The sequence below is a fragment of the Pseudomonas sp. CFBP13509 genome (genome assembly GCF_005233485.1).
Taxonomy (GTDB): Bacteria; Pseudomonadota; Gammaproteobacteria; order Pseudomonadales; family Pseudomonadaceae; genus Aquipseudomonas; species Aquipseudomonas marginalis.
Window position 1 is genome coordinate 193312 of the sequence record NZ_QGAA01000011.1, and the last position, 25988, is coordinate 219299.

23 protein-coding genes are annotated in these 25988 nt (G+C 63.3%); 8 read left to right on the forward strand and 15 right to left on the reverse strand.

All coding sequences use genetic code 11. From position 1 onward, the window contains the following. Nucleotides 1-351 precede the first annotated feature (351 nt). The gene (locus PspCFBP13509_RS19635; RefSeq protein WP_137212554.1) at nucleotides 352-2058 is read right to left on the reverse strand and encodes an amidase; all 1707 of its coding nucleotides are present in this window, start codon (nucleotides 2056-2058) and stop codon (nucleotides 352-354) included. Nucleotides 2059-2114: 56 nt separating this feature from the next. Next, complete coding sequence (locus tag PspCFBP13509_RS19640; RefSeq protein WP_137212555.1) at nucleotides 2115-2900, reverse strand: helix-turn-helix domain-containing protein; 786 nt, start codon at nucleotides 2898-2900, stop codon at nucleotides 2115-2117. An 82-nt stretch (nucleotides 2901-2982) separates the two neighbouring features. Here PspCFBP13509_RS19640 and PspCFBP13509_RS19645 point away from each other — a divergent pair, with 82 nt between their 5' ends. Then, a complete protein-coding gene (locus PspCFBP13509_RS19645; RefSeq protein WP_065948254.1) occupies nucleotides 2983-3303 on the forward strand; it encodes a DUF2834 domain-containing protein in 321 nt (106 codons plus the stop codon). A 47-nt stretch (nucleotides 3304-3350) separates the two neighbouring features. Here PspCFBP13509_RS19645 and PspCFBP13509_RS19650 read toward each other — a convergent pair whose 3' ends face one another. From PspCFBP13509_RS19650 to PspCFBP13509_RS19660, 3 genes are read right to left on the reverse strand one after another with little or no spacing between them, the layout of a single operon-like run. After that, nucleotides 3351-4274, reverse strand: coding sequence for a sugar ABC transporter substrate-binding protein (locus PspCFBP13509_RS19650; protein WP_065928039.1), 924 nt, complete (start codon nucleotides 4272-4274; stop codon nucleotides 3351-3353). Nucleotides 4275-4309: 35 nt separating this feature from the next. Then, entirely contained in the window at nucleotides 4310-5443 is a 1134-nt protein-coding gene (locus PspCFBP13509_RS19655) for a phytanoyl-CoA dioxygenase family protein (RefSeq protein WP_065928040.1), read from the reverse strand. Continuing rightward, nucleotides 5443-6285 (reverse strand): SDR family oxidoreductase, encoded by an 843-nt coding sequence (locus PspCFBP13509_RS19660; RefSeq protein WP_137212556.1) that lies wholly within the window; start codon nucleotides 6283-6285, stop codon nucleotides 5443-5445. Before PspCFBP13509_RS19660 ends, PspCFBP13509_RS19655 begins: the two co-directional genes overlap by 1 nt. A 122-nt stretch (nucleotides 6286-6407) precedes the next feature. Here PspCFBP13509_RS19660 and PspCFBP13509_RS19665 point away from each other — a divergent pair, with 122 nt between their 5' ends. Both PspCFBP13509_RS19665 and iolG read left to right on the forward strand, forming a co-directional pair. After that, complete coding sequence (locus PspCFBP13509_RS19665; protein WP_065928042.1) at nucleotides 6408-7433, forward strand: LacI family DNA-binding transcriptional regulator; 1026 nt, start codon at nucleotides 6408-6410, stop codon at nucleotides 7431-7433. A 35-nt stretch (nucleotides 7434-7468) separates the two neighbouring features. Beyond that, nucleotides 7469-8473 carry an inositol 2-dehydrogenase gene (gene iolG, locus PspCFBP13509_RS19670; protein ID WP_065942072.1) on the forward strand — a complete coding sequence of 335 codons (1005 nt, stop codon included), beginning with the start codon at nucleotides 7469-7471 and terminating at the stop codon, nucleotides 8471-8473. Here the strand turns inward: iolG and PspCFBP13509_RS19675 are convergent. Next, a complete protein-coding gene (locus tag PspCFBP13509_RS19675) occupies nucleotides 8461-9624 on the reverse strand; it encodes a GGDEF domain-containing protein (RefSeq protein ID WP_137212557.1) in 1164 nt (387 codons plus the stop codon). The genes iolG and PspCFBP13509_RS19675 overlap by 13 nt on opposite strands. Nucleotides 9625-9734: 110 nt before the next feature. Then, complete coding sequence (locus PspCFBP13509_RS19680; protein ID WP_065928044.1) at nucleotides 9735-10946, reverse strand: MFS transporter; 1212 nt, start codon at nucleotides 10944-10946, stop codon at nucleotides 9735-9737. 97 nt (nucleotides 10947-11043) lie between these two features. On the opposite strand from PspCFBP13509_RS19680, the gene PspCFBP13509_RS19685 reads away from it, so the two are divergent. Further along, nucleotides 11044-11865, forward strand: coding sequence for an AraC family transcriptional regulator (locus PspCFBP13509_RS19685; RefSeq protein WP_065928045.1), 822 nt, complete (start codon nucleotides 11044-11046; stop codon nucleotides 11863-11865). Here PspCFBP13509_RS19685 and PspCFBP13509_RS19690 read toward each other — a convergent pair. Together PspCFBP13509_RS19690 and PspCFBP13509_RS19695 are read right to left on the reverse strand one after the other, a co-directional pair. Continuing rightward, the gene (locus PspCFBP13509_RS19690) at nucleotides 11822-14431 is read right to left on the reverse strand and encodes a bifunctional diguanylate cyclase/phosphodiesterase (protein ID WP_065928046.1); all 2610 of its coding nucleotides are present in this window, start codon (nucleotides 14429-14431) and stop codon (nucleotides 11822-11824) included. The two genes, PspCFBP13509_RS19685 and PspCFBP13509_RS19690, sit on opposite strands and share 44 nt — an antisense overlap. A 66-nt stretch (nucleotides 14432-14497) precedes the next feature. Next, nucleotides 14498-14848 (reverse strand): winged helix-turn-helix transcriptional regulator, encoded by a 351-nt coding sequence (locus PspCFBP13509_RS19695; RefSeq protein ID WP_199275504.1) that lies wholly within the window; start codon nucleotides 14846-14848, stop codon nucleotides 14498-14500. A gap of 138 nt (nucleotides 14849-14986) precedes the next feature. Between PspCFBP13509_RS19695 and PspCFBP13509_RS19700 the strand changes: the two genes are divergently transcribed. Next, nucleotides 14987-15730 (forward strand): SDR family NAD(P)-dependent oxidoreductase, encoded by a 744-nt coding sequence (locus PspCFBP13509_RS19700; RefSeq protein ID WP_027608503.1) that lies wholly within the window; start codon nucleotides 14987-14989, stop codon nucleotides 15728-15730. Here PspCFBP13509_RS19700 and PspCFBP13509_RS19705 read toward each other — a convergent pair. Both PspCFBP13509_RS19705 and PspCFBP13509_RS19710 read right to left on the reverse strand, forming a co-directional pair. Continuing rightward, a complete protein-coding gene (locus PspCFBP13509_RS19705; protein WP_065928048.1) occupies nucleotides 15682-16887 on the reverse strand; it encodes an MFS transporter in 1206 nt (401 codons plus the stop codon). The two genes, PspCFBP13509_RS19700 and PspCFBP13509_RS19705, sit on opposite strands and share 49 nt — an antisense overlap. Then, entirely contained in the window at nucleotides 16884-17906 is a 1023-nt protein-coding gene (locus tag PspCFBP13509_RS19710) for an alpha/beta hydrolase (protein WP_065928049.1), read from the reverse strand. Before PspCFBP13509_RS19710 ends, PspCFBP13509_RS19705 begins: the two co-directional genes overlap by 4 nt. Before the next feature lie 165 nt (nucleotides 17907-18071). Between PspCFBP13509_RS19710 and PspCFBP13509_RS19715 the strand changes: the two genes are divergently transcribed. Beyond that, nucleotides 18072-18995, forward strand: coding sequence for an AraC family transcriptional regulator (locus PspCFBP13509_RS19715; RefSeq protein ID WP_065928050.1), 924 nt, complete (start codon nucleotides 18072-18074; stop codon nucleotides 18993-18995). Here the strand turns inward: PspCFBP13509_RS19715 and PspCFBP13509_RS19720 are convergent. Together PspCFBP13509_RS19720 and proP are read right to left on the reverse strand one after the other, a co-directional pair. Next, nucleotides 18970-19476 (reverse strand): GAF domain-containing protein, encoded by a 507-nt coding sequence (locus PspCFBP13509_RS19720; RefSeq protein ID WP_065928051.1) that lies wholly within the window; start codon nucleotides 19474-19476, stop codon nucleotides 18970-18972. The two genes, PspCFBP13509_RS19715 and PspCFBP13509_RS19720, sit on opposite strands and share 26 nt — an antisense overlap. A gap of 52 nt (nucleotides 19477-19528) precedes the next feature. Then, nucleotides 19529-21031 (reverse strand): glycine betaine/L-proline transporter ProP, encoded by a 1503-nt coding sequence (gene proP, locus PspCFBP13509_RS19725; RefSeq protein ID WP_065928052.1) that lies wholly within the window; start codon nucleotides 21029-21031, stop codon nucleotides 19529-19531. 407 nt (nucleotides 21032-21438) lie between these two features. Between proP and PspCFBP13509_RS19730 the strand changes: the two genes are divergently transcribed. After that, nucleotides 21439-22842: an MFS transporter gene (locus PspCFBP13509_RS19730; RefSeq protein WP_065928053.1), complete on the forward strand. Its 1404-nt coding sequence runs from the start codon at nucleotides 21439-21441 to the stop codon at nucleotides 22840-22842. A gap of 168 nt (nucleotides 22843-23010) precedes the next feature. Here the strand turns inward: PspCFBP13509_RS19730 and PspCFBP13509_RS19735 are convergent, their stop codons facing one another. Beyond that, on the reverse strand, nucleotides 23011-23931 hold the full coding sequence (locus tag PspCFBP13509_RS19735) for a bifunctional helix-turn-helix transcriptional regulator/GNAT family N-acetyltransferase (RefSeq protein WP_074846946.1): 921 nt from the start codon (nucleotides 23929-23931) through the stop codon (nucleotides 23011-23013). A gap of 56 nt (nucleotides 23932-23987) precedes the next feature. Further along, the gene (locus PspCFBP13509_RS19740) at nucleotides 23988-24977 is read right to left on the reverse strand and encodes a DMT family transporter (protein WP_137212558.1); all 990 of its coding nucleotides are present in this window, start codon (nucleotides 24975-24977) and stop codon (nucleotides 23988-23990) included. Between the two features lie 93 nt (nucleotides 24978-25070). On the opposite strand from PspCFBP13509_RS19740, the gene PspCFBP13509_RS19745 reads away from it, so the two are divergent. Then, entirely contained in the window at nucleotides 25071-25979 is a 909-nt protein-coding gene (locus PspCFBP13509_RS19745; protein ID WP_065928056.1) for a LysR substrate-binding domain-containing protein, read from the forward strand. The last annotated feature ends 9 nt before the right edge of the window (nucleotides 25980-25988 follow it).

The following is a 25988-nucleotide window of genomic DNA, read 5'->3' on the forward strand; positions in this document are numbered from 1 at the left end:
AGTTAGCTCCAAGGCCGAAAAAGCCAGAGCAAAAGCAGACCGAGATCTACCTGATATATGCAGTTCCAAATGTGGGAGGGGGCTTGCTCCCGATGGCAGTGGGTCAGCCACAGATGCATCAACTGACACTCCCTCATCGGGAGCAAGCCCCCACACTTAACCGAGTACACCAGTGACAACTCCGGTCGGCTCGAAGACTGCAAAAGCCAGAGTAAAAGCAGACCGAGATCTACCTGATATATGCAGATCCAAATGTGGGAGGGGGCTTGCTCCCGATGGCAGTGGGTCAGCCACAGATGCATCAACTGACACTCCCACATCGGGAGCAAGCCCCCTCCCACAGTGAATCAGTTAGTTTGTCGCCAGCGGCGGCGTGCGCGGCGGGATCAGGCGTTTGCTGCCGGTGGCTTCATACGCCGCCGCAAACCGCAGCAATGCCGAATCATCGTAGGCGCGCCCGGCAAAGGTCAGCCCGACCGGCATGCCGATGTCCGCCATCACGCCCATGGGCACGGTAACGGTAGGCACGCCCAGGTGGCGGATGGCGAGGTTGCCGTTGGCCACCCACACACCGTTGCTCCAGGCAATGTCCGCACTGGCTTCGTTCACATCGGCATCCGCAGGGCCTACATCGGCCACGGTGGGGAACAGCACAGCGTCGAGGCCGAGCTTATCCATCCAGTCTTCCAGGTCGATCCGCCGGGTTTGCTCCAGGCCGCGCAGGCCATCGGGCACGGTGCTGATCTCGTTCCACGGGGTGATGCCACGCTCGGCCATGCGCACGTACTCGTCCATGCCGGCGGCCAGGTCGTCCTCACGGTTGGGCAGGGTGCCGGGGTCGTGGGGGAAGATTTTCGGCCCGTCCACATCGGCCAGGCGGTTCAGGGCCGGGTCGTTGTTGGCGCGCAGGAAATCATCGAAGGCCCAGGCCGACAGTTCCCACAGTTCATCGTGCAGGAATTCCCTGGACACCAGGCCACGGGTAAACACGGTCGGCGCGCCGGGGCGGTCGCCTTCGCAGTTGGACACCAGCGGGAAATCCACCTCGATGACTTCTGCACCGGCCGCTTCAAGGGCCTGGCGTGCGTCCTTCCATAAGTCGATCACGCTGGCACGGGTGTTGATTTTCTGCCCGGTCGGGCCGCCGATGCCGGGCTTCTCGCTGGTGCCGGCCTCGGGGTCGGCGTTGATGTACATGCGCGGCACGCCGAAGCGTTTGCCGGCCAGGGATTCGGCCGTCGCCGCCAATTCAGGGTAAGACGCCGGGCGCACCGAGGCGACGCTGGGGATCGGCACCCACGGCTGCAGGCGCCACAGGTCGCCACGGGTGTGCGGGTCTTCAGCCACTACCACGTCGAGCACTTCCAGCAGGTCGGCCATGGTGCGGGCGTAGGGCACCACCACGTCCATGGTCGGGGTCAACGGCCAGTTGCCGCGCACCGAAATCACCCCACGGGACGGGGTGTAGGCGCACAGGCCATTGTTGGACGCCGGGCCACGGCCGCTGGACCAGGTTTCTTCCGCCAGGCCGAAGGCGGCAAAGCTGGCGGCGGTGGCGGTGCCGGCACCGTTGGACGAACCGGAGGCGAACGGCGCGGTGAGGTAGTCGGCGTTATACGGGCTTTCCGCGCGGCCATACACGCCGCGCTGCATGCCGCCATTGGCCATCGGCGGCATGTTGGTCTTGCCCAGGCAGATGGCGCCACCGGCGCGCAGGCGCTCGATGGTGAACGCATCGCGCTGGGCGACAAGGCTGGCAAAGGCCGGGCTGCCCGAGGCGGCCGTCAGCCCTTTGACCAGGTAGCTGTCCTTGGCGGTGTAGGGAATGCCATCCAGTGGCCCCAAGGTTTCGCCCTTGGCCCGGCGTGCATCGGAGGCTTGGGCTTCCTTGAGGGCTTCGGGGTTACGCACGACGACGGCGTTGAGGGCGGTAGCGGTCTGCGGGCCGTCGTAGGCATCGATCCGTGCGAGGTAAGCCTGCACCAGTTCAACGGCTGTGGTCTGGCCGGATTCGAGCGCCGCGCGCAATTGGGCAATGGAGACTTCGGTAACTTGCATGACGTTTTCTTCGCCGCCTTAAGGTGAGGTATGGCGGCAGTCTACGTACAGATATTTCACAAAACCAGTGCGGCATTTTCCCCATGGGCGGCACGCATCACCTGCCAGGTGGCGTCGTCTGCGGGAATCAGATGTTCGATACGCAGGGAGGCGAGGGTGATGTCCTGGGGCATGCCGAAGGTGGTGAAGGTGGACAGAAAGCTCAGCTCGCCCTGGCTGGTATGCACGCGGGTCAACACCAGCGGCGGCATTTCAGGCGGCGGCGTGGTGTGGGCGGGGGCGGGCAGGCTCGCCAGTAGAGCGGCCAGCACAGGGTTGTCCAGCGCCTCGCGGCTTGCCCGTTGCCAGGCCAGGGTGCGGATTTCTTCGGCGTTGACCAGGTGGTCGCCCAGGCCGCCGGGTTGCAGCAGGGTGGTCAGCAGGTTCAGGCCTTCCAGCGGCGGCGTGACCCCCACCAGTTCCAACAGCGCGCCGGTACTCGCATTCGCCGCCAGCACTTCCCAGTGGCTGCCCAGCAGGATCGCCGGGGCCGGGTTGTTGGCGTGCAGGACATGGCTGACCGCCTCGCGAATTGCGGCCATGGCCGGGGAGGCGAGCGGGGTAGCGGTATAGCGTGGCGCGAAGCCGGCGGCGAGGAATACGCGGTTGCACTGCTCCAGCGGTGTTTCCAGTGCGCTGAGCAGGTGATGCAACGTACCTGGGCTCGGCTTGGCGCGGCCGGTTTCGAGGCAACTGAGGTGGCGCTGGGACACGCCGGTGATCAGGGCCAGGTCAAGTTGGCTCAGACCAGCCTGTCGGCGTAGCTGGCGCAGATGTTCGCCGGCAGTAGCGGGGTTATCCATGGCGTGACTATGACCTCCGAGGTCATTGCGAGGGGGCAACCTTATCACTAGGGTGGGCCTCGATCACGTCAAGGAACAGACCATGCACAAACCTTATCTGGCCCTCGCCGCTCTGCTGGGTTTTTCACTGTACACCCTGTTCACGCTGCTCACGGCCGAGCAATCGTTGCTGGCCTTCGGACGAGAGTTGATATCGCGCCCGGACACCGCGCAGGTCGTCATCGACCTGTACCTGATGGCCGTGCTGGCCTGTGTGTGGATGTACCGGGATGCACGGGCGCGGGGGCGGTCGCTGGCGTCGGTGCTGCCGTACTTCTTGCTGACGGCGGTGTTCGTGTCGGTGGGGCCGTTGCTGTATATCGTCGTCAATGGGGTTGTGCGACGCGCAGAACGTCAGGACTGACGGGTCTACTTGTGGCGAGGGAGCAAGCCCCCTCGCCACGATGAAGTTTATGGGTTGAGGAATGCCTGGTAGTTGTCCTTGGTGATCTGCTGATAAGGAATGGTCAGCTCGGCGTCATACGGCTGTTTCTTGACCATCTTCACCGCCAGGTCAATGGAGCCCACGGCCTGCCCCTTGTTGTCCTGATACGCCGTCACCAGCAACTGGCCTTTCTTCACTGCGTCCAAACCGGCCGCGCCGCCATCGCTGCCGGCCACCAGAATATCCTTGCCGGGCTGCATGCCGGCCTGGCTGATCGCCATGGCCGCGCCAATCGCCATTTCATCGGCATTCGCCGCCACGGCGTCGATTTTGCGCCCGGACACGATCCAGTTGTTCATCAGGTCAATTGCCTTGCTGCGCTGCCATTCGGCACTCTGCTCCTCGACGATCTTTATACCTGGATAGTCCTTGAGCACGTTCTTGACCCCCAGCGTACGGTTGTGGGTGGCGTTGTTGGACAGCAGCCCGAGCATGATCGCCAGGTTGCCTTTGCCGCCCATTTTCTCGGCCAGGTAGCGCATCTGGATTTCACCGGCCTTGATCTCATCCGAGCCGACATAGCCAACCCCTGGCGGTACTTCCTTGAACTCGGGGCGGCGGTTGACGTACACCAGCGGGATCCTGGCCTGTTGGGCATTGACCGTCATTTTCTGGGTGGCGGCGGTGTCTACGGCGTTGACGATAATTGCGTCCATGCCCTGGGCGGTGAAGTTCTGCACCTGGTTAAGCTGGCGCACCACGTCCCCCTGGGCGTCTTCGAATTGCAGGGTCACGCCGGGCAGTTCCCGGGCGTGGGCGGCCATGTAGTCACGCATTTGCGCGAGAAATACGTCGTCGACCTGGGCGATGCTCACGCCGATCCGTATATCGGCCAGCGCCCAGGGGGTGATGGCGAGGGTCAAGAGTGCCGCAAGGAGTTGCTTCTTCATGGTTGTGCTCCGTTGTTTTTGTTGTTGTTAAAACATCACGCCTGGCGCTTGGCCCGCAGTTGCGCCACGGCCGCGGCGAAGTCCTCATACGCCCAGCGTTCGTCGAGGGCCTGCAGCATGAGTTGCTGCCCGGTTTGCGGGGCCAGGCCCTGCAAGGGTGGGTCGGTGTCGAGGTTGGTGGGGAAGGCATAGCCGTCGGCGGTGCAGGCCACCACCGCTGCAATCGCCTGGGCATCCAGGGCCGTGTTGGCCAGCAGGACCGGGTACACCGCCAGCATCATGCGGTCGCGGTCGAGGGCTTCCATGGGCTTGCCGAAGGCCGAGGAGATTTGCAGCAGGTTGGCCATGCGCTGGTGGCCGGCCGTGCGGTTGGTGCCGGCGGCGTGGAAGAGCGCCGGGTTGAAAAACAGCAGGTCGCCCTTGTCCAGCGCCAGTTGCACGGCGTGCTGCTGGAAGTGCTCGATAAATTCGGGGCGCCGCCAGGCCAGGTAACCCAGGGCGTATTGCTGGGAAAACGGCAGCAACTGGGTGGGGCCGCTTTCCAGCGGCATCGCCGAGTGGGCCACTGCGCCCTGCAACGTCAGGTACTGGGACAGCACATGCAAGGGCAGGGGAAAGCGCTCCACCACCTCGGTGGTCTGGAAGCCCAGGTGATAGTCGCGGTGCGGCTGTTGCGCCTGGCCGCCGGGGTGCACCACGTTCACTTGCGCCGTTACCTGATAGCTCGGGCCCAGCCATGCCTCGGCGATCAGCCCCAGCAGCGGGTTGGCGTAATACTCCACAAAGGATTGCGGCGACTGTAGCGCGGCCTTCTGCAATGAATTCCAGATACGCCCGTTACTGCCGGCCTTGGCAAAATGGTCGGCGGCCACGCCTTGGGCGGCCTCCTGGGCAAAGATCGCCTCGAACACCTGGCTGTGGCGATCCACCACTTCCAGGTCCTCATAGGCGCGGCGCACCACCATCACGCCCGGTCCATCGCGAAACAAACGGTGCAGTTCATTCATCACCGTGTGGCGGTCGCTGTTGCGCAAGGTGCAGGCCTGATAGACCGGCACGTTGCCGAGCACTTCCGCAGCCAGGGGATAGTCCTCGGCACGCGCCTGTTGTGCGCAAATCCGCTTGAAATCCTCAATGCGTACATCCTGCAGTGTCACAAATGCCGACATTACTCACCTCCCAGGCTCAGGGCATTGAAGGGCTGCGGGCTGCCGCTGTCGGTGCAGCCGACCACGCCTTGCTCCAGGTCGATCACCGCGCCGGTCATCATCCCCGACTCGCGCGACAGCAGGAACGCCACGCTTTGCGCCACCTCTTCGGGCTTGAGCAGGCGGCCGAACGGCTGCGCGCGTTCCGCCTCAGCCAACCAACCGTCCTGGGCGCCGTGGTACTGGCGCTGGATCTGATCCTCATGGGGCGTGTCCATCCAGCCGATGTTCAGGCCGTTGACGCGGATCCGGTTGCGCAGCGCACTGAACGCCACGTTCCTGGTCAGGATCGCCAGCGCACCTTTGGACGCCGCATACGCGCAAAGGAACGATTGACCACCATGCCCGGTGATGCTCTGGATGTTTACCACGGCGCCTTCCACGCCCTGGCTGATCATCAATTTCAACGCGTCCTGCATCAGGAAAAACGGCGCCCGCACATTCACCGCCATCAGCCGATCGAACAGCTCCGGCGAGGTGTCGACAATGGTGCCGCGGTCCGACATCCCAGCGCAGTTCACCAGGCCATGGAGGGTGCCGAAGTGGGTGCGCGCGGCCTCGATGATCGCGCGGCAATCCTCGACCTGTTCAAGGTCGGCCTCGACAAAAAACGCCTGGCAATCCAGCTGCGCCAACTGCCGCACCTGTTCTTCGCCCTGGGCGCGGCGCCGCCCGCAAATGATCAGCCCGGCGGCGCCGCGTCGCGCCAGGGTGTGGGCCACGGCGGCGCCCAGGCCCTGGGTGCTGCCGGTGACGACAAAATATTGGCCGTTGAACGTACTGGGGAGGTCGGCTTGAGGCATGGGGTTCTCCTGGATTGTTGTTGTTTTGATTGCCCGGCTCGACGCCGGACAAAACTGAGACTAGCATTGCAAAACCTCAGTAATACCTAAAAAAGACCTCATAAACACCTCAGGCGAAACCCATGCTCGAACGCGCCAAACACTTCTCCATCAAGCAACTCGCGACCCAGGCGGGCGTGAGCAAGGCCACGGTCGACCGCGTGCTGCATCAGCGCGGCAGCGTGCACGGCCAGACTCGCCGACGTATCGAGCAGGCGCTGGATGAACTGGAATCCCAGGAGAAAAACGGCCTGGCGGTAGGGCGCACCTTCCATGTCGACGTGATCATGCACACCCCTCAGCGTTTCAGCGCCGCGGTGCAGGCGGCGATCACCGCGCAACTGGCCAGCCTGGCGCCGTTTCGCATCGCCCCGCGTTTTCACTTGTTCGAAGAAATCGAGCCCCAGGCCATGCACGATCAGTTGCTGCGCTGCCTCGACACCGGCAGCCAGGGCGTGGTGCTCAAGGCCGCCGACGAGCCGGCGGTGAACCAGGCCGTCAAGCACCTGATCGCGGCGGGCATCCCGGTGGTGACCCTGGTGACGGACCTGCCGCAAAGCGAACGCATCGGCTACGTCGGCATGGACAACCGCACCGCCGGTCAGACCGCCGCCTACCTGATGTCGCGCTGGCTGCCGGCGTTGCCCCAGGACGTGGCGGTGGTGATCGGCAGCGAGTTGTTCCGTGGCGAGGAGGAGCGCGAGATGGGCTTTCGCGCCTGGCTGCGCGGGCGAGCCCCCCACCTGCGGGTGCTGGACGTCAGCGGCGGCTATGGCGTGTACCCGCGCACCTTCGAGCGGGTCACCCAGGCGCTGCAACAGCATCCCGGCCTCAAGGCGGTGTACAGCGTCGGCGGCGGCAACCGTGCGATTGTCGACGCCTTCGCCGCCCTGGGTCGCCCGCTGGAGGTGTTTATCGGCCACGACCTCGACGAAGAAAACCGCCAACTGCTGCTGGACGAAAAAATCGCCGCGATCATCGACCACAACCTGCAGATCGATGCCCGCCACGTGTTCCTGCACATCCTGCACTACCACCGGTTGTGGAAGGCCGGCCCGATTGCGCCGTCACAGGTGCAGATCGTCACCCCGTTCAACCTGCCGGACTGAGCACTCCCCCAAACAACAAGATCAGGAGTTCAACCATGCTACGTATCGCTGTTCTAGGTGCCGGGCGCATCGCCAGGATCCACGCCGCCAATGTCGCCGCCCACCCGAATGCCACGCTGGTGCTGGTGGCCGATCCCTGGCGCGAAGGCGTCGATGCCCTCAGCCGCCAACTGGGCTGCGAGGCGGCCTACGATTGCGCCGCCGTCCTCACGCGCAAAGACATCGACGCCGTGGTCATCGGCACCCCCACCGACACCCATATCGACCTGCTGTTGGCGGCGGTCGCCGAGGGCAAGGCGGTACTCTGCGAGAAGCCCATCGACCTCGACATCGCCAAGGCCCGCAGCGCCGCCCAGGCCGTGGAGCGCCAGGGCGGCAAGGTGATGCTCGGCTTCAATCGCCGTTTCGACCCCGACATGCTGCGCCTGCGCCAGGCCCTGGATGCCGGCCAGATCGGCGCAGTGCGCCAAGTGATCATCACCAGCCGCGACCCAGGCCTGGCCCCGCGGGACTACCTGGAACACTCCGGTGGCATCCTGCGCGACATGACCATCCACGACTTCGACACCGCCCGCCACCTGCTCGGCGAAGAACCGGTGGAAGTCAGCGCCATCGCCAGCCGCCTGGTGGACCCGAGCCTGGAACAGATCGACGACTACGACAGCGTGATGGTCCTGCTGCGTACCGCCTCCGGCAAGCAATGCCATATCAACTGCTGCCGCCAGGCGGTATACGGTTACGACCAGCGCGTGGAAGTCTCCGGCGCCCTTGGCGTGCTGCTCACCGACAACCATCGCCCCAGCACCCTGCGCCACTGGAGCGCCGACCACACCGAAGCGCTGGAACCGTTGCAGCATTTCTTCCTGGAGCGTTACGCCGATGCCTATCGCAATGAGCTGACCAGGTTTATCGATGCGCTGAACAGCGGCCAGGCACTGCCCACCAGTGTGCGCGACGGGTTGTATGCGCTGCATCTGGCCGATTGTGCGTTGGAGTCGGTGAGGACGGGGAGGTGCGTGGCGGTCAGTTACGACCTGTAGGCCCCGGTCCGATCCACCAACCGAATGCTGTCCCGTCCGCCACGCTTGGATTCATACAGCGTGGTATCTCCCTGTTCGATCAGCGCCGCCAGGCTGGCCGGCGGCTGGTCGAACAGGGTGGCGCCGATGCTCAGGGTCACCGGCGCGGGCGTGGCAAAGGTTTGTGCGGCCAGTTGCTGGAACTGCTCGCGCAGGCTGCTGCCCAGTTCGACGATCTGCTCGTTCGAGGCCGGGTTAAGCAGGATCACAAACTCATCACCGCCCAAACGTGCGGCCAGCGCGCCTCGGGGCACGACTGCGCGAATCATCTCGCTCAAGGCGATCAGCACACGGTCGCCGGCGGTATGGCCGTGGAGGTCGTTGACCGACTTGAAGTTGTCGATATCGATCAGCAGCAGGGCGCCCGGTTGTTGCGCCGACACCTGGGCCAGCAGGCGCGGCGCGCGCAGGTCGAGGGCGCGGCGGTTGTAGAGGGCGGTGAGCGGGTCGCGGGCGGCGAGGCGGGCGATCTGCTGTTCGCGGCGGTAGCGTTCCGAGCCGGTCATCGACAGCGCAATCAGCATGATCGCCATGGCGCCTTCCACCAGGGACACCTGGATGATCTCGCCCTTGAACGCCGCAAGGTCGATCAAGGTGCCAGGGATCACCACCGACAGCGCCTTGGCCACGTAGAACATGCCGTGGACCAGCAGCACATAACGCAGTTGCACCGCGCCGATGCTCAATGATCGGCCGTGGGGCCGCAGCAGGAAACTGGCGCGCAGGGTCGGCAGCGCGACCAGCAGCGACTGCACGCCCAACATGGCTTTGGACCACGGCAGGTCGGTCGGGAGCATCAGCATGCCCAGCCACACGGCCAGCAGCAGCCACCACCGCGGCGACAGGCGTACCTGGGTAAAGCGCGCGACCCCGAGCAAGAACAGGCAGTGCGCGGCCACCAGCAAGCCGTTGGCAAACCAGATGCCGATGAGCAGGTAGCCATTGATGCGCAGCAGGGCCAAGGTGGAGCCGACGGTGATGGTGGCGAAACCGGCGCTCCAGAACAGCAGCGAAGGTTCGCGTACGCTGCGCCATTCTATGGCCAGGTACAGGGCAGCAGCGGCGGCCAGGGCAACGGTGAGTGCCAAAATCGTAGGAGGGTCGAGCGTCATTTCGTGCCGGGTCTGCCTGGGTGTGCGTTGAGGCTGGGGATTGTAAGCGCACACGCAGGTTTTTCAGAGCCCAAAGGATAATGGCATACAGCCATCCGATGATCGGCGGTCTAGACGCCTTTGGTCGACGGCAGCAGTATCGTCAGGATGCCCACCAGTGGCAGGAACGAGCACAGTGTGTAGACGTACTCGATGCCGTGGCTGTCGGCGAGCAGGCCGAGCAGCGCCGCGCCGATCCCGCTGAAGCCGAACATCAGGCCGAAAAAGATCCCGGCGATCATGCCGACATTGCCGGGCACCAGTTCCTGGGCAAACACCACGATGGCCGAGAACGCCGAGGCGAGGATGAAGCCGATCACCACGCTGAGCACGGCGGTCCAGAACAGGTCGACGTAGGGCAGGGCCAGGGTGAACGGCGCGGCACCGAGGATCGAGAACCAGATGACTTTCTTGCGCCCGATCCGGTCGCCGATCGGCCCGCCCGCGAAGGTGCCCACGGCCACTGCACCGAGGAACAGGAACAGGTACATCTGAGAACTCGATACCGACAGGTGGAATTTTTCAATCAGGTAGAACGTGAAGTAGCTGGTCAGGCTGGTCATGTAGAAGTATTTGGAGAACACCAGCACCGCCAGCACCACCAGGGCAAACGTCACGCGGCCTTTGGACAAGCCGTGGGTGGCTTTGCCGCCTTGCTTGAGCTTGAACAGGTTGAGGTGGTTGCGGTACCAGCGGCTCAAGCCGTACAGCACCAGGATCGCGAACACGGCAAACAGCCCGAACCAGGCGATGTTGCCCTGGCCGTAAGGAATGATGATCGCCGCCGCGAGCAACGGCCCCAACGCGCTGCCGGTGTTGCCGCCGACCTGGAAGGTCGATTGCGCCAGGCCATAGCGCCCGCCGGAGGCCAGGCGTGCGACGCGCGAGGTTTCCGGGTGGAAGGTCGATGAGCCGACGCCCACCAGGGCTGCCGCCAGCAGGATCGCCGGGAAGCTGCCGACAAACGCCAGCATCAGGATGCCGACCAGGGTGCAGACCATGCCCGCCGGCAGCAGCCACGGCTTGGGATGCCGGTCGGTGTGGTAGCCGATCCAGGGTTGCAGCAGCGAGGCGGTCAGCTGGAACGTCAGGGTGATCAGGCCGACCTGGGTAAACGTCAGGCCGTAGTTGGCCTTGAGCATCGGGTAGATCGACGGTAATACGGCCTGGATCAGGTCATTGATCAGGTGCGCCAGGGCACAGGCGCCGAGGATACGCATGACTAACGGGCTTACTTGGGGCGGACTCGAGGTGGCGGCAGGTGATGCGGTCAGGGTCGACATGCAGGCATTCCATACAAGGCAGCGAAGAGGGGCAGCGAGTACTTGAGCAGGCTGCCCATTTCAATTTGTTTCAGAGCTTATGCTAGATTCGTCAGGAATGCCTGTCTCGCGTAATTCGGGAGGCAACCATCGTAAAAAGGGCGAAATGATCAAATCACTGGATAAATTTTTGCAGGAAATCGATGAGGGCGACTGGGCTGTCATCAGTTCGGCCACCGATTATCCGGAAAACTGGGTGATCCCCGACCACAGTCACGAAAAGCATCAATTACTCTACGCCACCGAAGGCGTGATGGTGGTGCATTCGGCGCACAACCAGTGGACGGTGCCGCCCAACCGCGGCTTCTGGATGCCCTGCGGGCACGTGCACTCCCTGCGCTGCGTGGGCGCCCTGAAAATGCGTAGCGTGTTCGTGCGCCCCGACAGTTTCCCCAACCTGCCGACCGAGACCAAGGCGGTGAGTATTTCGCCGCTGCTGAGCGAGCTGATCAAGGCCTCCGTGAGCTTGAAACCGCCCTATGCCGAAGACTCCCGCGATGCGCGGATCATGCACCTGATCCTCGACGAGCTGGCGCTGTTGCCGGCCTTGCCGCTGTCGCTGCCGCAACCCGCCGACCCGCGTATCCGGCAGATCTGCCTGGCGTGGCAGGAGGACCCGGGCGATGCCTCCACCGTGGCGGATTGGAGCGAGCGCCTGGCCCTCGACCAGAAAACCATCCAGCGCCTGTTCCGCAAGTACACCGGCATGACCTTCGGCCAATGGCGCCAGCAGGCGCGGCTGCTGCTGGCATTAGAGCGTATCGCGGTGGGGCAGAAGATTATCGACGTGGCCCTGGAGCTGGGCTACGAAAGCCCGAGTGCGTTTACCAGCATGTTCAAGAAACAGTTTGGCAAGACCCCGAGTCATTTTTTCCGCTGACGTCGGCGCAGTAGTCGTCCAGCAAGCCGTTGAATGCGTCGATATCCAGCGGTCGGCTGAGGAAGTAGCCCTGGCCTTCTTCACACGCCACGCTTTTGAGCATGGCCAGGTGCTCAGCGGTTTCGATGCCTTCGGCCGTGACCGTCAGGGCAAGGGCACGGCCCAAGCCGACAATGGCTTGGATAATCGCCTTGTCATCCTCGCTTTCCTCCAGTCGGGTGAGGAAGCTGCGGTCGATTTTCAGACCATCGAACGGGAACGCCCGCAGGTAGCTGAGGGACGAATAGCCGGTGCCGAAGTCATCCATGGCAATGCGGATGCCCAGTTGCTTGAGTGTGCGCATCACCTCAAGTGCGCCGACGGCGTCCTCGAGCATGACGCTTTCGGTCATTTCCACCTCAAGGCGCGCAGGGTCGATACCCGAGGCGTCCAGGGCGTGGCGCACGCGCTCCACCAGGTTGCCGCGCTTGAACTCGGTGGGTGACAGGTTCACCGAGACGAACAGCGTGTCGGGCCACTGCGCCGCGCACGCACACGCGGTGGCCAGTACCCAGTCACTCAGCGCCAGGATCAGCCCCGATTCTTCGGCAATCGGAATAAAGGTGTCCGGGGCGATCAGCCCGCGTACCGGGTGCTGCCAGCGCACCAGGGCTTCGGCCCCGACCATCTGCCCATCGGCGATGCGATAGCGCGGCTGGAAGTGCAGGCGCAGTTCGGCGTGCTTGATCGCAAAGCGCAGATCGCTCTCCAGGCGCCGCCGCTCGATGATCCGCGTATTCATGTCCCCGGAGTAAAAGCGCCAGGTATTGCGCCCGGCGGCCTTGGCCTCATACAGCGCGATATCGGCGTAGCGCAGCAGTTCGGTGGCATCGCGGGCATCGGTGGGCGCCAGGGCAATGCCGATACTGGCACTGATAAACACCTCTTGTTCGTCGATTTTGATCGCCTGCTCGATGGACTCGATCAAGCGCAGGCACAGGCTTTCGACTTCATCCTGGCTGCCGGCGTCGCTGAGGATCAGCACAAACTCATCGCCGCCGACGCGAGCCACCAGGTCACCATGGCGCACGCAAGCAGCCAGGCGGGCGGACACTTGATTGAGCACCCGGTCACCGGCGGCGTGGCCGAGCAGGTCATTGACCGGCTTGAAGCGGTCCAGGTCGAGGCTGAGCATCACCAGCGGCTGCTCGGCGCTGGGCAGGGCCTTGAGTTTGCCGTCCAGGAATGCCTGCAGGCGCGTGCGGTTGGGCAGCCCGGTCAGGGCGTCGTGTTGAGACAGGTACTCGATGCGCCGACGTGCTTCGACTTCTTCGGTGACGTCGGTGGCCGTCCCGCGAAACCCGCCACAGGGCATTTCCCGGGCCGACAGCCGGGTTGTGCGCTCCTGTCCCTGGGCATCGATATAGCGGCATTGCACACTGATGTCCACGCGCCGGCCCGGAGTGCTCAGCCACTGCGACAGCAGGTCGGCCTCGGTGTCCAGCAGGTCGCTCATGGCCGCCCCGAGCCAGGCTTGCCGGGTCAGGCCGGTGACGCTTTCGAAACGCTCCGACAGGTAGGTAAAACGCCAGCCCACATCGATTTCCCAGACCCAGTCCGAGCTGGCCTCCACCACGTCACGAAAGCGCGCCTCGCTGGTGGCCAGGGCGGCCTGGCTGTCCAGCAGGGAGGTGTGACTGGCATCCAGGGCGAGGGCGGTGGCGGTGGCGCGACGCAGAATGACCCAGGTCATCAGGCACACCAGCAGCGCGGCCAACCCCAGCAGCGGCAAGCCTACGCTCATCAAGCGCAGGCCGGGTCGCGCAGGTTCCCAATGCAGGCTGCCAGCGGCGCCGTTATCGCCAAGGGGGAAAACCAGGGTCTGGCCGATGTCATCGGGCGTGGCCACATGCAGCTTGCCCACGCCGAAGTCATCGCCGATCGCACTCAGCTTGGCGCTGTTGAGAACGTCGACGAAGATCAATACCGAGGCCGGCCGGCCATCGGGCTCTACCGTGGGATCGGTGCCGGGCGTGATCGCGGCGGCGGCCACCAGTGCCGGGCTGCCGCGTACATTGATGAACGCCGTGACCGGTGTTTCGTTTTCAGCCCCGGCACGCGCCTGCTCGATAATTTCGGTCAGGGGCTGGTCGAGCCACTGCGAGAGCTCGACGCTTTGCAGCGCGCCCTTGATCACCGAGTAGACCGTGCGATTGTCGTTATCGACCACGAACAGGCCTTGGAAACCGAAGTCCTGATACAGCGTGGCGCCGACGTTGCCGCGCGCGTAGGCCCAGTCGCTGTCCACGGTCATGTGCAGGTGCTTGTAGGCATCGCTCCAGAAGGCGTAGTCCTTGACGGTCACCCGCAGGGACTTCTCCAGGGATTGCACGGCTTTACGCGTATAAAACGCGCTTTCCTGCTGTTCGGAGTGATCCAGTTCGTGCGCGAGGTAAACCAGGGAGTAGGCGGCGGCGGCAAAGACCAGGGCCAGCAACGCCACGAAATTGAACAGCGACGTGCGCGCCAGCGACAGGCTGCTGCGGTCGGACAAGGTGCGGACGATAGGGGCGAGAGAGTTCGGCATGGTTTCCCGCAGGACGTCGCTGCAAGTCATTGGTATGACGGGTTATCGGCGGTGCGGGTAAAAAACTTAGCGCTTCGGTGTTGGCGGGCGTTGAAGCGCGGTGCGCCCTCGGGATGGCGGCTTCACCGGCAGGCTGTCGCCGTATTCAGCCCACCACGCCATCAGCGCCTGCAGGGTCGGCGCGAGCGCGCGGGCTTTGGCGGTTATTTCATATTCGACCCGGGGCGGTACTTCGGCGAACACCGTGCGGGTCACCAGGCCATCGTCTTCCAGCTCGCGAAGTTGGGCCGTGAGCATATGTTGGGTAATGCCGCCGATGGTCTTGCGCAGCTCGCCGAACCGATAGACCCGCTGGTTCAACAGCCACATGATTTCCAGTTTCCACTTGCCGCTGAGCAGTGAAAATGCACGCCGCATTTCTTCATGCATATTCAGCTTTTCAACGCTTTTAGTCTGGTTTTCCATACTGACTGCCACTTTTTCATCCTACTTGTGCGAATTCATCTCCGCGGGGATCTTAGCTGAAATTCATCCCTCACAGACTGGAGAAAACACATGTCCCGACTCAACGCAAAAGTCGCCATTGTCACCGGTGCCGGACGTGGTATCGGCCGCGCCACGGCCAAGCTGTTCGCGGCCCAGGGCGCCAAGGTCGCCGTGGTGTCGCGCACCCCGGAAAACGTCGCGCGCGTGGTGGCCGATATCCAGGCCGCAGGCGGCACGGCGCTCGGCGTGGTGTGCGACCTGGCTGATGCGGCGCAGGTCAGCGCAGCGGTGGCGAACGTCGTCGCCACCTATGGCGGCATCGACATTCTGGTCAATAACGCATTCGACCCGTCCGTGGTGTTTTCCTCGGTGCTCGAGTTGCCGGTCGAACAACTGCAACGCAACCTGGACATGGGCCCGATCGCCTACCTGCGCACCATGCAAGCCTGCTACCCGTACCTCAAGGCCAGCGGCGCAGGGCGGGTGATCAACTTCGGTTCGCTGGCCGGCATCATCGGCATGCAAGGCTACGCGCCCTACAACATGGCCAAGGAAGCGGTGCGCGCGCTGACCCGCTCGGCCGCGCGGGAATGGGGCGTGGATAACATCACCGTCAATAACCTGCTGCCGGTGGCCGATACCTGGGGTGATAGTTATGACGCGCCGGCACCCTCCAATGTGCTCGGGCGTTATGGCTCGCCGGAAGACGACATCGCGCCGGTGGCGCTGTTCCTGGCCAGCCAGGATGCGCAGTTCATCACCGGCTACAGCCTGACACCGGATGGCGGGCAGATCATCGACAGTGCGCGTTGACTGACCCGCGCAGCGGCCCAGGCGAGTAGCGCTGCGATGCACAGGAGCGCGGCGCTCAATGCAAACGTCACCTGGTAGCCGCACAGGTCAAACACCACACCGCCCAGCGTTGCCCCGGCAGCGATTGCCAGTTGGATGATGGCAACCATTAAGCCGCCCCCTGCCTCGGCATCGTCAGGCAGGGTTTTTGCCAGCCAGGTCCACCAGCCCACCGGCGCGGCGGTGGCTACCAGGCCCCACACACCGAGGAGCGCGGCGGTAATAACGGGCGAACTGCCGAATGCGACCAATGCCAGGGCGATCACCGCCATCAATACGGGAATGGCGATCAGCGTGGGGTACAGGCCGTTCTTCAGGACACGCTCGATCAGCAGCGTGCCGGCCAAACCGGCCAGGCCGAGCACCAGCAGCATCAACGACAGCAGCGATACTCCCACCTGGGTAACACCTTCCAGAAACGGCCGCAGGTAGGTGAACAGCATGAACTGGCCCATGAAAAACACGCTGACGGCCAGCATGCCCAGGGCCACCGGGGCGCGCTTGATCAAGCGCAACAGGTGGCCGTTGCCGGCCTGGCGACGGGGTTTGATCGATGGCAGGCTCAGCAGCAGCCACAGCACCGCAACCACGGCCACCGGCACCACGCAGAAAAACGCGCCACGCCAGCCGATCAAACCACCGAGGAAACTGCCCAACGGTGCTGCGATCACGGTTGCCAGTGCGTTACCGCCATTGACGATGGCCAAGGCGCGCGGCACCTGGCCCTCGGGCACCAGGCCCATGGCAGTGGCTGCCGACAGTGACCAGAAACCGCCGATGGCCACGCCGATCAGGGCGCGGCCCAGCATGAAGATCAGGTAGTTCGGCGCGAACGCTACCACGCTGCCGGACACGATCATCAGCAAGGTCAGCGCGACCAGCAGGCGCTTGCGATCCATGCGCGCCGCCACTCGGGCGATCACCAGGCTGGTGAGCAAGGCAAACAGGCCTGACACCGAAATACCCTGGCCGGCCTGGCCTTGGCTGATGCCCAGGTCGGCGGCCAGCGGGGTCAACAGGCTCACCGGCATGAACTCCGAGGCCACCAGGGCAAAGGCCGCCAGGGACAGGGCGAAGACTGCGCCCCAGCGGGGCGTGTGAGGGTTTATCGAGATCACTTCAAGTGACTTTTGAAGAAGCTGGTGAGCTTGGCGAAGGGGATCAGGTTGACCCGGTCGTAGAGGTCCACATGGCCGGCGTTGGGGATGATCACCAGCTCCTTGGGCTCGGCGGCACGGTGGTAGGCGTCTTCGCTGAACTCGCGGGAGTGGGCATCGGCACCGGCAATCAACAGCAACGGGCGAGGGGAAATGGTCTCGATATCGTTGAACGGATAGAAGTTCATGAACTTCACGTTGCTGGTCAGCGTCGGCATGGTGGTGGTCTGCGGCGACGCGCCGGCCGGTGTGACTTCACCGCGCGGTGTGCGGTAGAAATCGAAAAACTCATCGCCAATCGGGTTGCCGCTCCGCTTGAGCGGCGTGCCGCTGGTGTAGAGGGTCTCGCCGCCCTGGAATTCCACGTAACGCTGGTTGGCCGCCTGCACCAGCACCTGCCGGCGCTGTTCCGCTGTCATGCCGTGCTTGAGGCCGTTGCGGTTGGCGGCGCCCATGTCGTACATGCTGACCGTGGCAATGGCCTTGAGGCGTGGGTCGATCTTTGCCGCCGCGATGGCAAAGCTGCCGCTGCCGCAGATGCCGATCACGCCGATGCGCTCACGATCGACCAGCGGCCGGGTACCGAGGAAGTCTACGGCGGCGCTGAAGTCTTCGGCGTAGAGGTCGGGCAGCACCGCATTGCGTGGTGTGCCTGCGCTTTCGCCCCAGAACGACAGGTCCAGCGACAAGGTGACAAAGCCCTGTTCGGCCATTTTGGTGGCGTAGAGGTTGGCGCTCTGTTCCTTGACGGCGCCCATCGGGTGGCCGACGATCAGCGCGGCATTTTTCGAGGCCGGGGCGAGCTGTTTGGGCACGAACAGGTTGCCCGCCACCGGCATGCCGTATTGATTGTTGAAGGTGACTTTTTCGACGGTCACCTTGTCGCTTGTGTAGAAGTTGTTTGCACCGTTGGACATGTCGGCTCCCAGAGAAGAGAACGAAATCACCAGCAGACTCAGGGTGAGCAAGAGGCTTTTCATGGATGGATCCTTGAGAAGGGGGTCGGCACATTTTCCCGGCGTGGCTGAGGGTTCTGTAGTGCGTTCCACTGGATTACTTGCCTGATCCTCTGAGTCTGGCGGGTTGCCGGGGACGCCAGCGGGCCGGTCGGGGTAAAGTCCAACGATCAGAGCAAAGGGCCCTTTATGAAGATCAATCAAACGCCCCTGGACGTGCTGGTCCGCGTGATCGGCTCAAGGGTCTGCGTACCCGGCGACTACCCCACGGCCATCCCCGGCCTGGGCTTTTATCGGCGTGAGCAGCCCGCGACACCCGTGGTGTGCATGGTCGAGCCGAGCATCGTGCTGGTTGCCCAGGGTGAGAAGCGGCTGTGGGTCGGCGGCGAGGGGTACCCGTATGACACGGCACGATTTCTGCTCACGTCGCTGGATATACCGGCCAACTCCGAAGTGCTGGTCGCCAGCCCGACCCGCCCGTGCCTGGGCCTGACTTTCAAGCTCGACCTGCGCATCCTGGCCGAGCTGATCGCCCAGGGGGAGTTGCCGCCAACGCGTGAGCGGGCGGTGATGAAAGGCGTGGGGATTGGTGTGGTGACCGGCGCCATGCTTGCCTCCTTTGCGCGCCTGGTTGAATTGCTTGATGAGCCCGAAGCGATACCGGTGCTCGCGCCCTTGATCCAGCGCGAGATTCACTTCCGGCTATTGCAGAGCGACCAGGCCGGCCGACTGCGCCAGATCTGCTCCGTGGACGGGCAGGGTTATCGGATTGCGCGGGCGATCGATTGGCTCAAGCTCAATTACGACGTGCCGCTGCGCGTGGACGAACTGGCCGCGCGCGTGCAGATGAGCGCGGCGACGTTTCACCATCACTTTCGCCAACTGACGGCCATGAGCCCGCTGCAGTATCAGAAATGGCTGCGCCTCAACGAAGCGCGGCGTTTGATGTTGAACGAGCATCGGGACGTATCCAGCGCGGCGTTCAAGGTCGGCTATGAAAGCCCGTCGCAGTTCAGCCGCGAGTACAGCCGGCTGTTTGGTGTGCCGCCCAAGCGCGATATGGCCGTGCTGCGCGGCAAAGCGGCGGTCAGCGATCCGCTGGCGTCAAGTTAGCGTAGAAGATGCAGCCGATCAGCCGCGCAAACAGGCTGAGGGTTTCCGGCAGGTTGGGGTCGTCAAACAGCATCGCCCGGGAATCCAGCGCACACAGTGCACCGAACAGCCGGCCATCCGGGAGGAAGATCGGCGCGCCGGCATAGCTCTCGATGGCGTATTGCTTGACCACCGGGCGTGCGGCAAAGCGGCCATTGGCGCTGACCTGCGGGATGAACAGGGTCTGTGGGTTGATGCAGAACTCGCTGCACAGGGTGGTTTCCAGGTCGAGCACGTCATCGGCATGAATGCCCATGTCGAAGGGGTCGTGCGCTGAACAGACAATCCATTCCAGGTCAGTGAACTTGGCGATGCCGGCAAAGCGCATGCCCGTCAGGCGGGTGACCAATTGCAGGATGCTGGTGGTGGCTTCGATTTCGGCGATGGCAGCGCGTTCGTCGGCGCTGAGTAACGCGTGTGCGGCGGTGCAGCTTGGAAGCATGGTTGAACACTCCACTGGCGTGGCGGCCCTTGCCACCACGCTTGGTCAGGTCTTAGTTGATACGCGGATGCTGCTGCACCAGGTTCTGGCGCTTGGCTTCCAGTTCGGCAATCTCGGCGTCAATGTCTTCGATTTTCTGCTCGATATTGTCGTGATGCTCCTGCAGCAACTCCTTGGCTTCTTCCATGTCCGACGCAGCCGGTGCTGCGCCGCGCAGGGGTTTGTTGGCGGTTTCCTTCATGGTCAGGCCGGTGATCAGGCCGACCACCGCAAACACCATCAGGTAGTAGGCGGGCATGTACAGGTCGTTGGTGCTTTCAACCAGCCAGGCCACCGCGGTAGGCGTGACGCCGGCGATCAATACCGAGACGTTGAACGCACTGGCCAACGCGCTGTAGCGCAGGTGCGTGGGGAACATCGCCGGCAGCGTGGACGCCATGACGCCGATGAAGAAGTTAAGCACGATGGCCAGGATCAGCAAGCCGGCGAAGATCAGGCCGGTCTTGCCGCTGGTGATCAGCATGAAGGCCGGAATGGCCAGGAACAGCAGGCCGATGCTGCCGGCGATGATGAAGGGCTTGCGGCCGATCTTGTCGCTGACAAAACCGATGAACGGCTGCACGAACAGCATGCCGACCATGATTGCGATGATGATCAGCACACCGCTGTTTTCGGAGTAGTGCAGGTTATGGGACAGGTAGCTCGGCATGTACGTGAGCAGCATGTAGTACGTCACGTTGGTGGCCGCGACAATGCCGATGCAGGTCAGCAGGCTGCGCCAGTGCTTGGTGGCGATCTCCTTGAACGACACTTTCGGGCCATGGGTCAGGCCTTCGCGGTCACCCTGTTCGAGCTTGTCGACATGCTGTTGGAACGCCGGGGTTTCTTCCAACGCATGGCGCAGGTACAGGCCGATCATGCCCAGGGGCAGGGCCAGGAAGAACGGCAGGCGCCAGCCCCAGGCCTCGAAGTCGGCTTCGCCCAGCACGCTGGAGATCAGCACCACGACGCCGGCACCGAGGACGAAACCGGCGATGGAGCCGAAGTCCAGCCAACTGCCGAGGAAGCCGCGCTTGCGGTCCGGCGCATATTCGGCGACGAAGATCGAGGCGCCGGTGTATTCACCGCCCACCGAGAAGCCCTGGGCCATTTTGCACAGCAGCAGCAGGATCGGCGCCCAGATGCCGATGGAGGCGTACCCGGGGATCAGGCCGATGGCGAAGGTGCTCAGCGACATGATCACAATGGTCGCGGCGAGGACTTTCTGGCGTCCGTATTTATCGCCCAGCGCGCCGAAGAACAGGCCGCCCAGGGGACGAATCAGGAACGGCACGGAGAACGTCGCCAGTGCCGCGATCATTTGTACGCTAGGGGAGGCGTCGGGGAAGAACACCTTGCCCAATACATAGGCGACAAACCCGTAGACACCAAAGTCGAACCACTCCATGGCGTTACCCAGTGCGGCGGCAGTGATCGCCTTGCGCATCTTGGCGTCGTCAACAATGGTGATGTCTTTCAAACCGATGGGCTTGACGCTTTTCTTACGTAATTTCATGCGGACCACTCTAAAACAGAACAGGGGAGGTGCCATCGTTGCGATGGCACCGCTCTGTCAGTTCAGATACAAGCGGACATGAAATAATTCACCGCTATTTGCGTTTTTTTGCCTGGGGCGCAATTTGCGTGCAATTGCCTGGGTTTTCGGGGTGAGCACCTACCCTGGGGCGATCCGGCATTCTGTGGTGAGCGGGCTTGCCACAAGAAGCCCGCTCGCCGTGGTCATGTGCGCTTGTCGTCCTACAACCTAGCTGCGCCTGGCACTTTTTACACCCGCGAGATAGCCCGCAAAAGCCGTAATCTTTCAGATTGACAGCGGGTAGGTAGCCCGATATAAAAGCCACAGTTGTACGACGACATATGACGTTACATATGTCCTACCTAACAAAAATAAAAAGTGATGCCATGAACTTGATCGAGCCCATCAACGCCCAGCGCGTTGGCCAAGCTGTAGGCAACTATCGCTGGACCATCTGCGCGATGTTGTTTTTCGCGACCACCGTCAACTACCTCGACCGCCAGGTGCTCAGCCTGCTCGCGCCGCAGTTGTCGACGCAATTTGGCTGGAGCAACACCGATTACGCCAATATCGCGGCGGTGTTCCAGTTTGTGTATGCGATCTCCATGCTGTTTGCCGGGCGGTTCGTCGACAAGATCGGCACCAAGGCCGCCTACGTGATCGCGATTGCGATCTGGTCCACCGGCGCCATCATGCATGCGTTCTCGGTGCCGATGGGCGAGGGCATCGCCGCGGTCAGCGGTGCGCTCGGCCTGGCAGTGATCCCCGTGTCCATCGCCGGCTTCATGCTGTCCCGGGCGGTGCTGGCTATCGGCGAGGCGGGTAACTTCCCGATTGCGATCAAGGCCACCGCCGAATATTTCCCCAAGAAAGAACGCTCGCTGGCCACCGGGATCTTCAACTCCGGCGCCAACGTCGGCGCGATCCTGGCGCCGATCTGTGTGCCGCTGATCGCCGGGATGTGGGGCTGGGAAGCGGCCTTTATGGTCATCGGCATGCTGGGCTTTGTGTGGGTGGCGGTATGGGCGGCGGTGTATGAGAAGCCGGAGCAGCAAAAACGCCTGTCGGCCGAAGAGCTGGCCTATATCCGCAGCGACCAGGCGCAGCAGCCCTCTATCCCGCCGGTTGCAGGCGCGGTACAGAAAAAAGTCTCGTGGTTCAAGTTGCTCACCTACCGCCAGACGTGGGCGTTTGCCTTCGGCAAATTCATGACCGATGGCGTGTGGTGGTTCTTCCTGTTCTGGCTGCCCACCTACCTGTCGGCGCAATACGGCATGAAAGGCGCCGATATCGTCATGCCGCTGGCCGTGCTGTACAGCATGACCATGGTCGGCAGCATCGGCGGCGGCTGGTTCCCCAGCTACTTCATGGCCCGTGGCGATGCCCCCTACGACGGCCGCATGAAAGCCATGCTGGTGATCGCGCTGTTCCCGTTGGTGGTGTTGCTGGCGCAACCGTTGGGCTACATCAGCTTCTGGGTCCCGGTATTGCTGATCGGCGTCGGCGCCTCGGCGCACCAGGCGTGGTCGTGCAACATCTTCACCACCGTGTCCGACATGTTCCCGCAGAAAACCGTGGCCTCGGTGGTCGGCATCGGCGGCATGGCCGGCGGCATCGGCGGTGTGGTGATGACCAAGATCGGCGGCTGGGTGTTCGACTACTACAAGTCCATCAATGACATCCACACCGGCTACATGATCATGTTCGCGATCTGTGCGCTGGCGTACCTGGTGGCCTGGAGCGTGATGAAGACCCTGGTGCCGCGCCATAAGGAAATCACTGACCTGTAATACCTCGTGGCCGCCGCGCTGTCGCGCAGCAAACTGGTACCTCTGTGGCGAGCGGGCTTGTCCCGCGTTGGGCTGCGCAGCAGCCCCACGCGGGACAAGCCCGCTCGCCACAGGTCCGTCGAATCACCCATAACGTTGTGTCGAGACCCATTCCTTCAAGCGCCTTTTCTACAACGCGCGCGCCCAGGTCTGGCTGACCAGTTGCTTGCCGAAACTCAAGGTGGGCTCCTCTTCCACCAACTCGAAACCGGCTTTCTGGTAGAGCTTGCGCGCATCGGTCAAGGCGCTCATGGTCCACAACATCATGCGGGTGTAGCCGACATCGCGGGCAAAGCGCAGGCATTCGTCCACCAGGCGCTGGCCGATGCCCAGGCCCCGCGCACTCGCATCCACGTAGAGCATGCGCAGCTTGGCGGTTGTATCGTCATGGCGCACGACGAACACCGAGCCGACCACCTCGCCCTCCTTCTCCGCGATCCAGCAGCGCTCCCGCGCCGGGTCGAACTCGCGCAGGTACTTGGCGACGATCTCCGCCACCAGCGCTTCAAACTCCCAGTTCCAGTGGTATTCGCGGGCATACAGCGCCGCTTGCTGCTGCACCACCAGGCCCATATCCCCTGGCCGTGGATCACGCAGCAGGTAGCTCGACGGGCGGTCTTGCAGCAGGGCCTGGATACGTTGCATGGCGTCGGTCAATTGCTGCTGCCGGGGTTCGGGCAGACTCTCGAGCAGGGCGATGACTTCATCCTGGGTCTGCTGTTCCAGGGGCGCCAGGACCGCGCGGCCGAGATCGGTGAGGTGCAATTGCACCGCGCGCGCATCGGTGGCGCAGCGGACTTTCTGGATCAGGCCGTTTTTCTCGAAACCACTGGTCAGGCGGCTCAGGTAACCCGCGTCGAGGCTGAGCATCTGGCAGAGGTCGGCGCTGGTGAGGTCGCCACGGGAGGACAGCTCGTACATCACCCGAATTTCAGTCAGGGAATAGTCGCTGTGCAACAGGTGTTCCTGCAGCACGCCGATCTGGTGGGTGTAGAAGCGATTGAAGCCGCGCACGATGCCGGCGCGTTCCACAAGCAGGGGAGTGGACATGGCGGATACTTGAATGGTTGCCTTAGTCAATTATATTGTTGCTTCAGGCAAGCATGTCAACGGCTATGATCGCCGGTCATGGTCATCCCAGGCTTGGCCGTCGCCTGTGGGCTCGTCAATATGATTCGAATCGCCATGGCCACGCCGATCAGCACCGCAACCAGTCCCACGGCTTCCATGAGTGTGGGCCAGCGCCCGTGAAACCCCAGGCCGAGCAGGGTGGCGAAGAGGGATTCGAGGGCGATCAATTGGCCGCTCAGTACCATCGGCAGGCGTCGGGTCGCGGCGTTCCAGGCCCAGGCGCCGACCATGGTGGACATCACCGCGATCACCAGGCTCCAGGCATAGAGCGGGCCAGCCTGGGAAAGGCCGAAGCCGAGCATCGGCAGCTTGAACATGCCAAGCCCATGGATGAACGGTAGCAGGCACAGGGTGGCGACACCGCTGCCCACCATCATGAGTGCGGTCCAGAGACCGGTTGCCTGCGCCGCAAGGTGTGTCAGTTGCCTTTGGTTGATCACGCTGAACCACAACCAGAGAGCAACTGCACTCAGGGAAAAAAACAGCCCTGCCCACCAGGCGCTTGTGTCCAATGAAGGTTGATGAAAGCTGCTGATGTTCGACAGCAAGAGGCCCACCGTCAGGCATGACAAAGGGGTTGCCAGGCGGCGCCACGGGACTGTCCTCGTGCTGGCGTTACCCACCAGGGCCAACAACACCGGCACCGTGCCGATAAACGCCGGGGTCATGACCGGCCCGCCGAACATCACGCCGGCGGCGATGCACGCGCCGTAGCCCAGGCACCCCAACGCCCCGAGTGCTGCGGCGAGGCATCCCTGGCCGGGCCCGAGCAAGTGCAACTGTGCCCGGCATAGGATCACCCCCATGACACCCAATGTGCCGGCGATCAGAAATCGCACAGCCATCAAGTCACAGAGGCTGTAGTCGCCGGTGACGTAAGGCGCGATGAAGTTCAACGCCCAGCCCAATGTCGCAACAACCGCGAGCAGCACGCCGACGGCTATGGAGGTCTGTGCAGCGTTCATCCGGGGCATCCATTGAGGTAATGGATCCATGGTGCCCAGTCATGCGGGTGTGCTACAAACGAGTTCTCGGCCGTGGATGTATAACCTCAGATTATGAATACACTTGGCAAGACCCTGCCGCCCCTGGCCAGCCTGTTGCCGTTTGAAGCGGCGGCACGCCTGGGCAGTTTCTCCAAGGCGGCCGATGAGCTGCACATCACCCAGGCTGCCATCAGCCGCCAGATTCGCGGGCTGGAAGACAACCTGGGGGTGAAGCTGTTCAGTCGGCGCAACCGGGCGGTGTTCCTCACCCAAGAGGGGCGGGAACTGGGCCGGGTGGTCGGCGAAGCGCTGCGCAGCATCAGTGAGAGTGCCACCAGCCTGCGGGGGTCACCCCACAGTCATCGCGTGGTGTTGCTGTGTCAGTTGTGCGAAGCGTTTTATTGGCTGATGCCGCGCTTGTCGACGTTCCACCAGCAATACCCGCACATCGAAATCCAGGTGGTGACCTCCACCCGCCCCCTGACGGAGTTCACCAGTCACTTCGACGTGGCCTTGCAAAGTACCGGGCGCGCGAGTGGCAGCCATCCGCTGATGTTCACCGCCGCCGACGAAGTGTTCCCGGTGTGCAGCCCCGGCTATCTGGACAGCAAACCACCGCTGTCGCTCGCCGGGTTGCAGTCGCGCACCTTGTTGCACCACAGCTCCCATCCTCCGCACTTGATGGAGTGGGACAGCTGGTTGCAGGTGTTCGGCCAGGCCTTGAGCGGGGAGGTGCGCGGTGCGACCTTCGATAGCTACCCGCTGATGTTGCAGGCGGCGGTGGAAGGGCATGGGATCGCCATGGGCTGGCGGCGTACGGCGAGCCGGTTGATTGACAGCGGGGCGCTGGTAAGGCCCTGTGTCGAGAGTGTGCATTTGCCCCAGGCGCTATCGATTTACCGGCAGCAGGGAGAGGGCAGCCGGGCCGAGGTCGTGGCGTTGCTCGACTGGCTGGAGGCGCAATTGCAGGATGAAGGCTGACAGGGGCGC

Coding starts and splice junctions, on each gene's coding strand:
- PspCFBP13509_RS19635 (WP_137212554.1), bottom strand. CDS start 2,058: ATGCAAGTTACCGAAGTCTCCATTGCCCAATTGCGCGCGGCGCTCGAA.
- PspCFBP13509_RS19640 (WP_137212555.1), bottom strand. CDS start 2,900: ATGGATAACCCCGCTACTGCCGGCGAACATCTGCGCCAGCTACGCCGA.
- PspCFBP13509_RS19645 (WP_065948254.1), top strand. CDS start 2,983: ATGCACAAACCTTATCTGGCCCTCGCCGCTCTGCTGGGTTTTTCACTG.
- PspCFBP13509_RS19650 (WP_065928039.1), bottom strand. CDS start 4,274: ATGAAGAAGCAACTCCTTGCGGCACTCTTGACCCTCGCCATCACCCCC.
- PspCFBP13509_RS19655 (WP_065928040.1), bottom strand. CDS start 5,443: ATGTCGGCATTTGTGACACTGCAGGATGTACGCATTGAGGATTTCAAG.
- PspCFBP13509_RS19660 (WP_137212556.1), bottom strand. CDS start 6,285: ATGCCTCAAGCCGACCTCCCCAGTACGTTCAACGGCCAATATTTTGTC.
- PspCFBP13509_RS19665 (WP_065928042.1), top strand. CDS start 6,408: ATGCTCGAACGCGCCAAACACTTCTCCATCAAGCAACTCGCGACCCAG.
- iolG (WP_065942072.1), top strand. CDS start 7,469: ATGCTACGTATCGCTGTTCTAGGTGCCGGGCGCATCGCCAGGATCCAC.
- PspCFBP13509_RS19675 (WP_137212557.1), bottom strand. CDS start 9,624: ATGACGCTCGACCCTCCTACGATTTTGGCACTCACCGTTGCCCTGGCC.
- PspCFBP13509_RS19680 (WP_065928044.1), bottom strand. CDS start 10,946: ATGTCGACCCTGACCGCATCACCTGCCGCCACCTCGAGTCCGCCCCAA.
- PspCFBP13509_RS19685 (WP_065928045.1), top strand. CDS start 11,044: ATGCCTGTCTCGCGTAATTCGGGAGGCAACCATCGTAAAAAGGGCGAA.
- PspCFBP13509_RS19690 (WP_065928046.1), bottom strand. CDS start 14,431: ATGCCGAACTCTCTCGCCCCTATCGTCCGCACCTTGTCCGACCGCAGC.
- PspCFBP13509_RS19695 (WP_199275504.1), bottom strand. CDS start 14,848: ATGCGGCGTGCATTTTCACTGCTCAGCGGCAAGTGGAAACTGGAAATC.
- PspCFBP13509_RS19700 (WP_027608503.1), top strand. CDS start 14,987: ATGTCCCGACTCAACGCAAAAGTCGCCATTGTCACCGGTGCCGGACGT.
- PspCFBP13509_RS19710 (WP_065928049.1), bottom strand. CDS start 17,906: ATGAAAAGCCTCTTGCTCACCCTGAGTCTGCTGGTGATTTCGTTCTCT.
- PspCFBP13509_RS19715 (WP_065928050.1), top strand. CDS start 18,072: ATGAAGATCAATCAAACGCCCCTGGACGTGCTGGTCCGCGTGATCGGC.
- PspCFBP13509_RS19720 (WP_065928051.1), bottom strand. CDS start 19,476: ATGCTTCCAAGCTGCACCGCCGCACACGCGTTACTCAGCGCCGACGAA.
- proP (WP_065928052.1), bottom strand. CDS start 21,031: ATGAAATTACGTAAGAAAAGCGTCAAGCCCATCGGTTTGAAAGACATC.
- PspCFBP13509_RS19730 (WP_065928053.1), top strand. CDS start 21,439: ATGAACTTGATCGAGCCCATCAACGCCCAGCGCGTTGGCCAAGCTGTA.
- PspCFBP13509_RS19735 (WP_074846946.1), bottom strand. CDS start 23,931: ATGTCCACTCCCCTGCTTGTGGAACGCGCCGGCATCGTGCGCGGCTTC.
- PspCFBP13509_RS19740 (WP_137212558.1), bottom strand. CDS start 24,977: ATGAACGCTGCACAGACCTCCATAGCCGTCGGCGTGCTGCTCGCGGTT.
- PspCFBP13509_RS19745 (WP_065928056.1), top strand. CDS start 25,071: ATGAATACACTTGGCAAGACCCTGCCGCCCCTGGCCAGCCTGTTGCCG.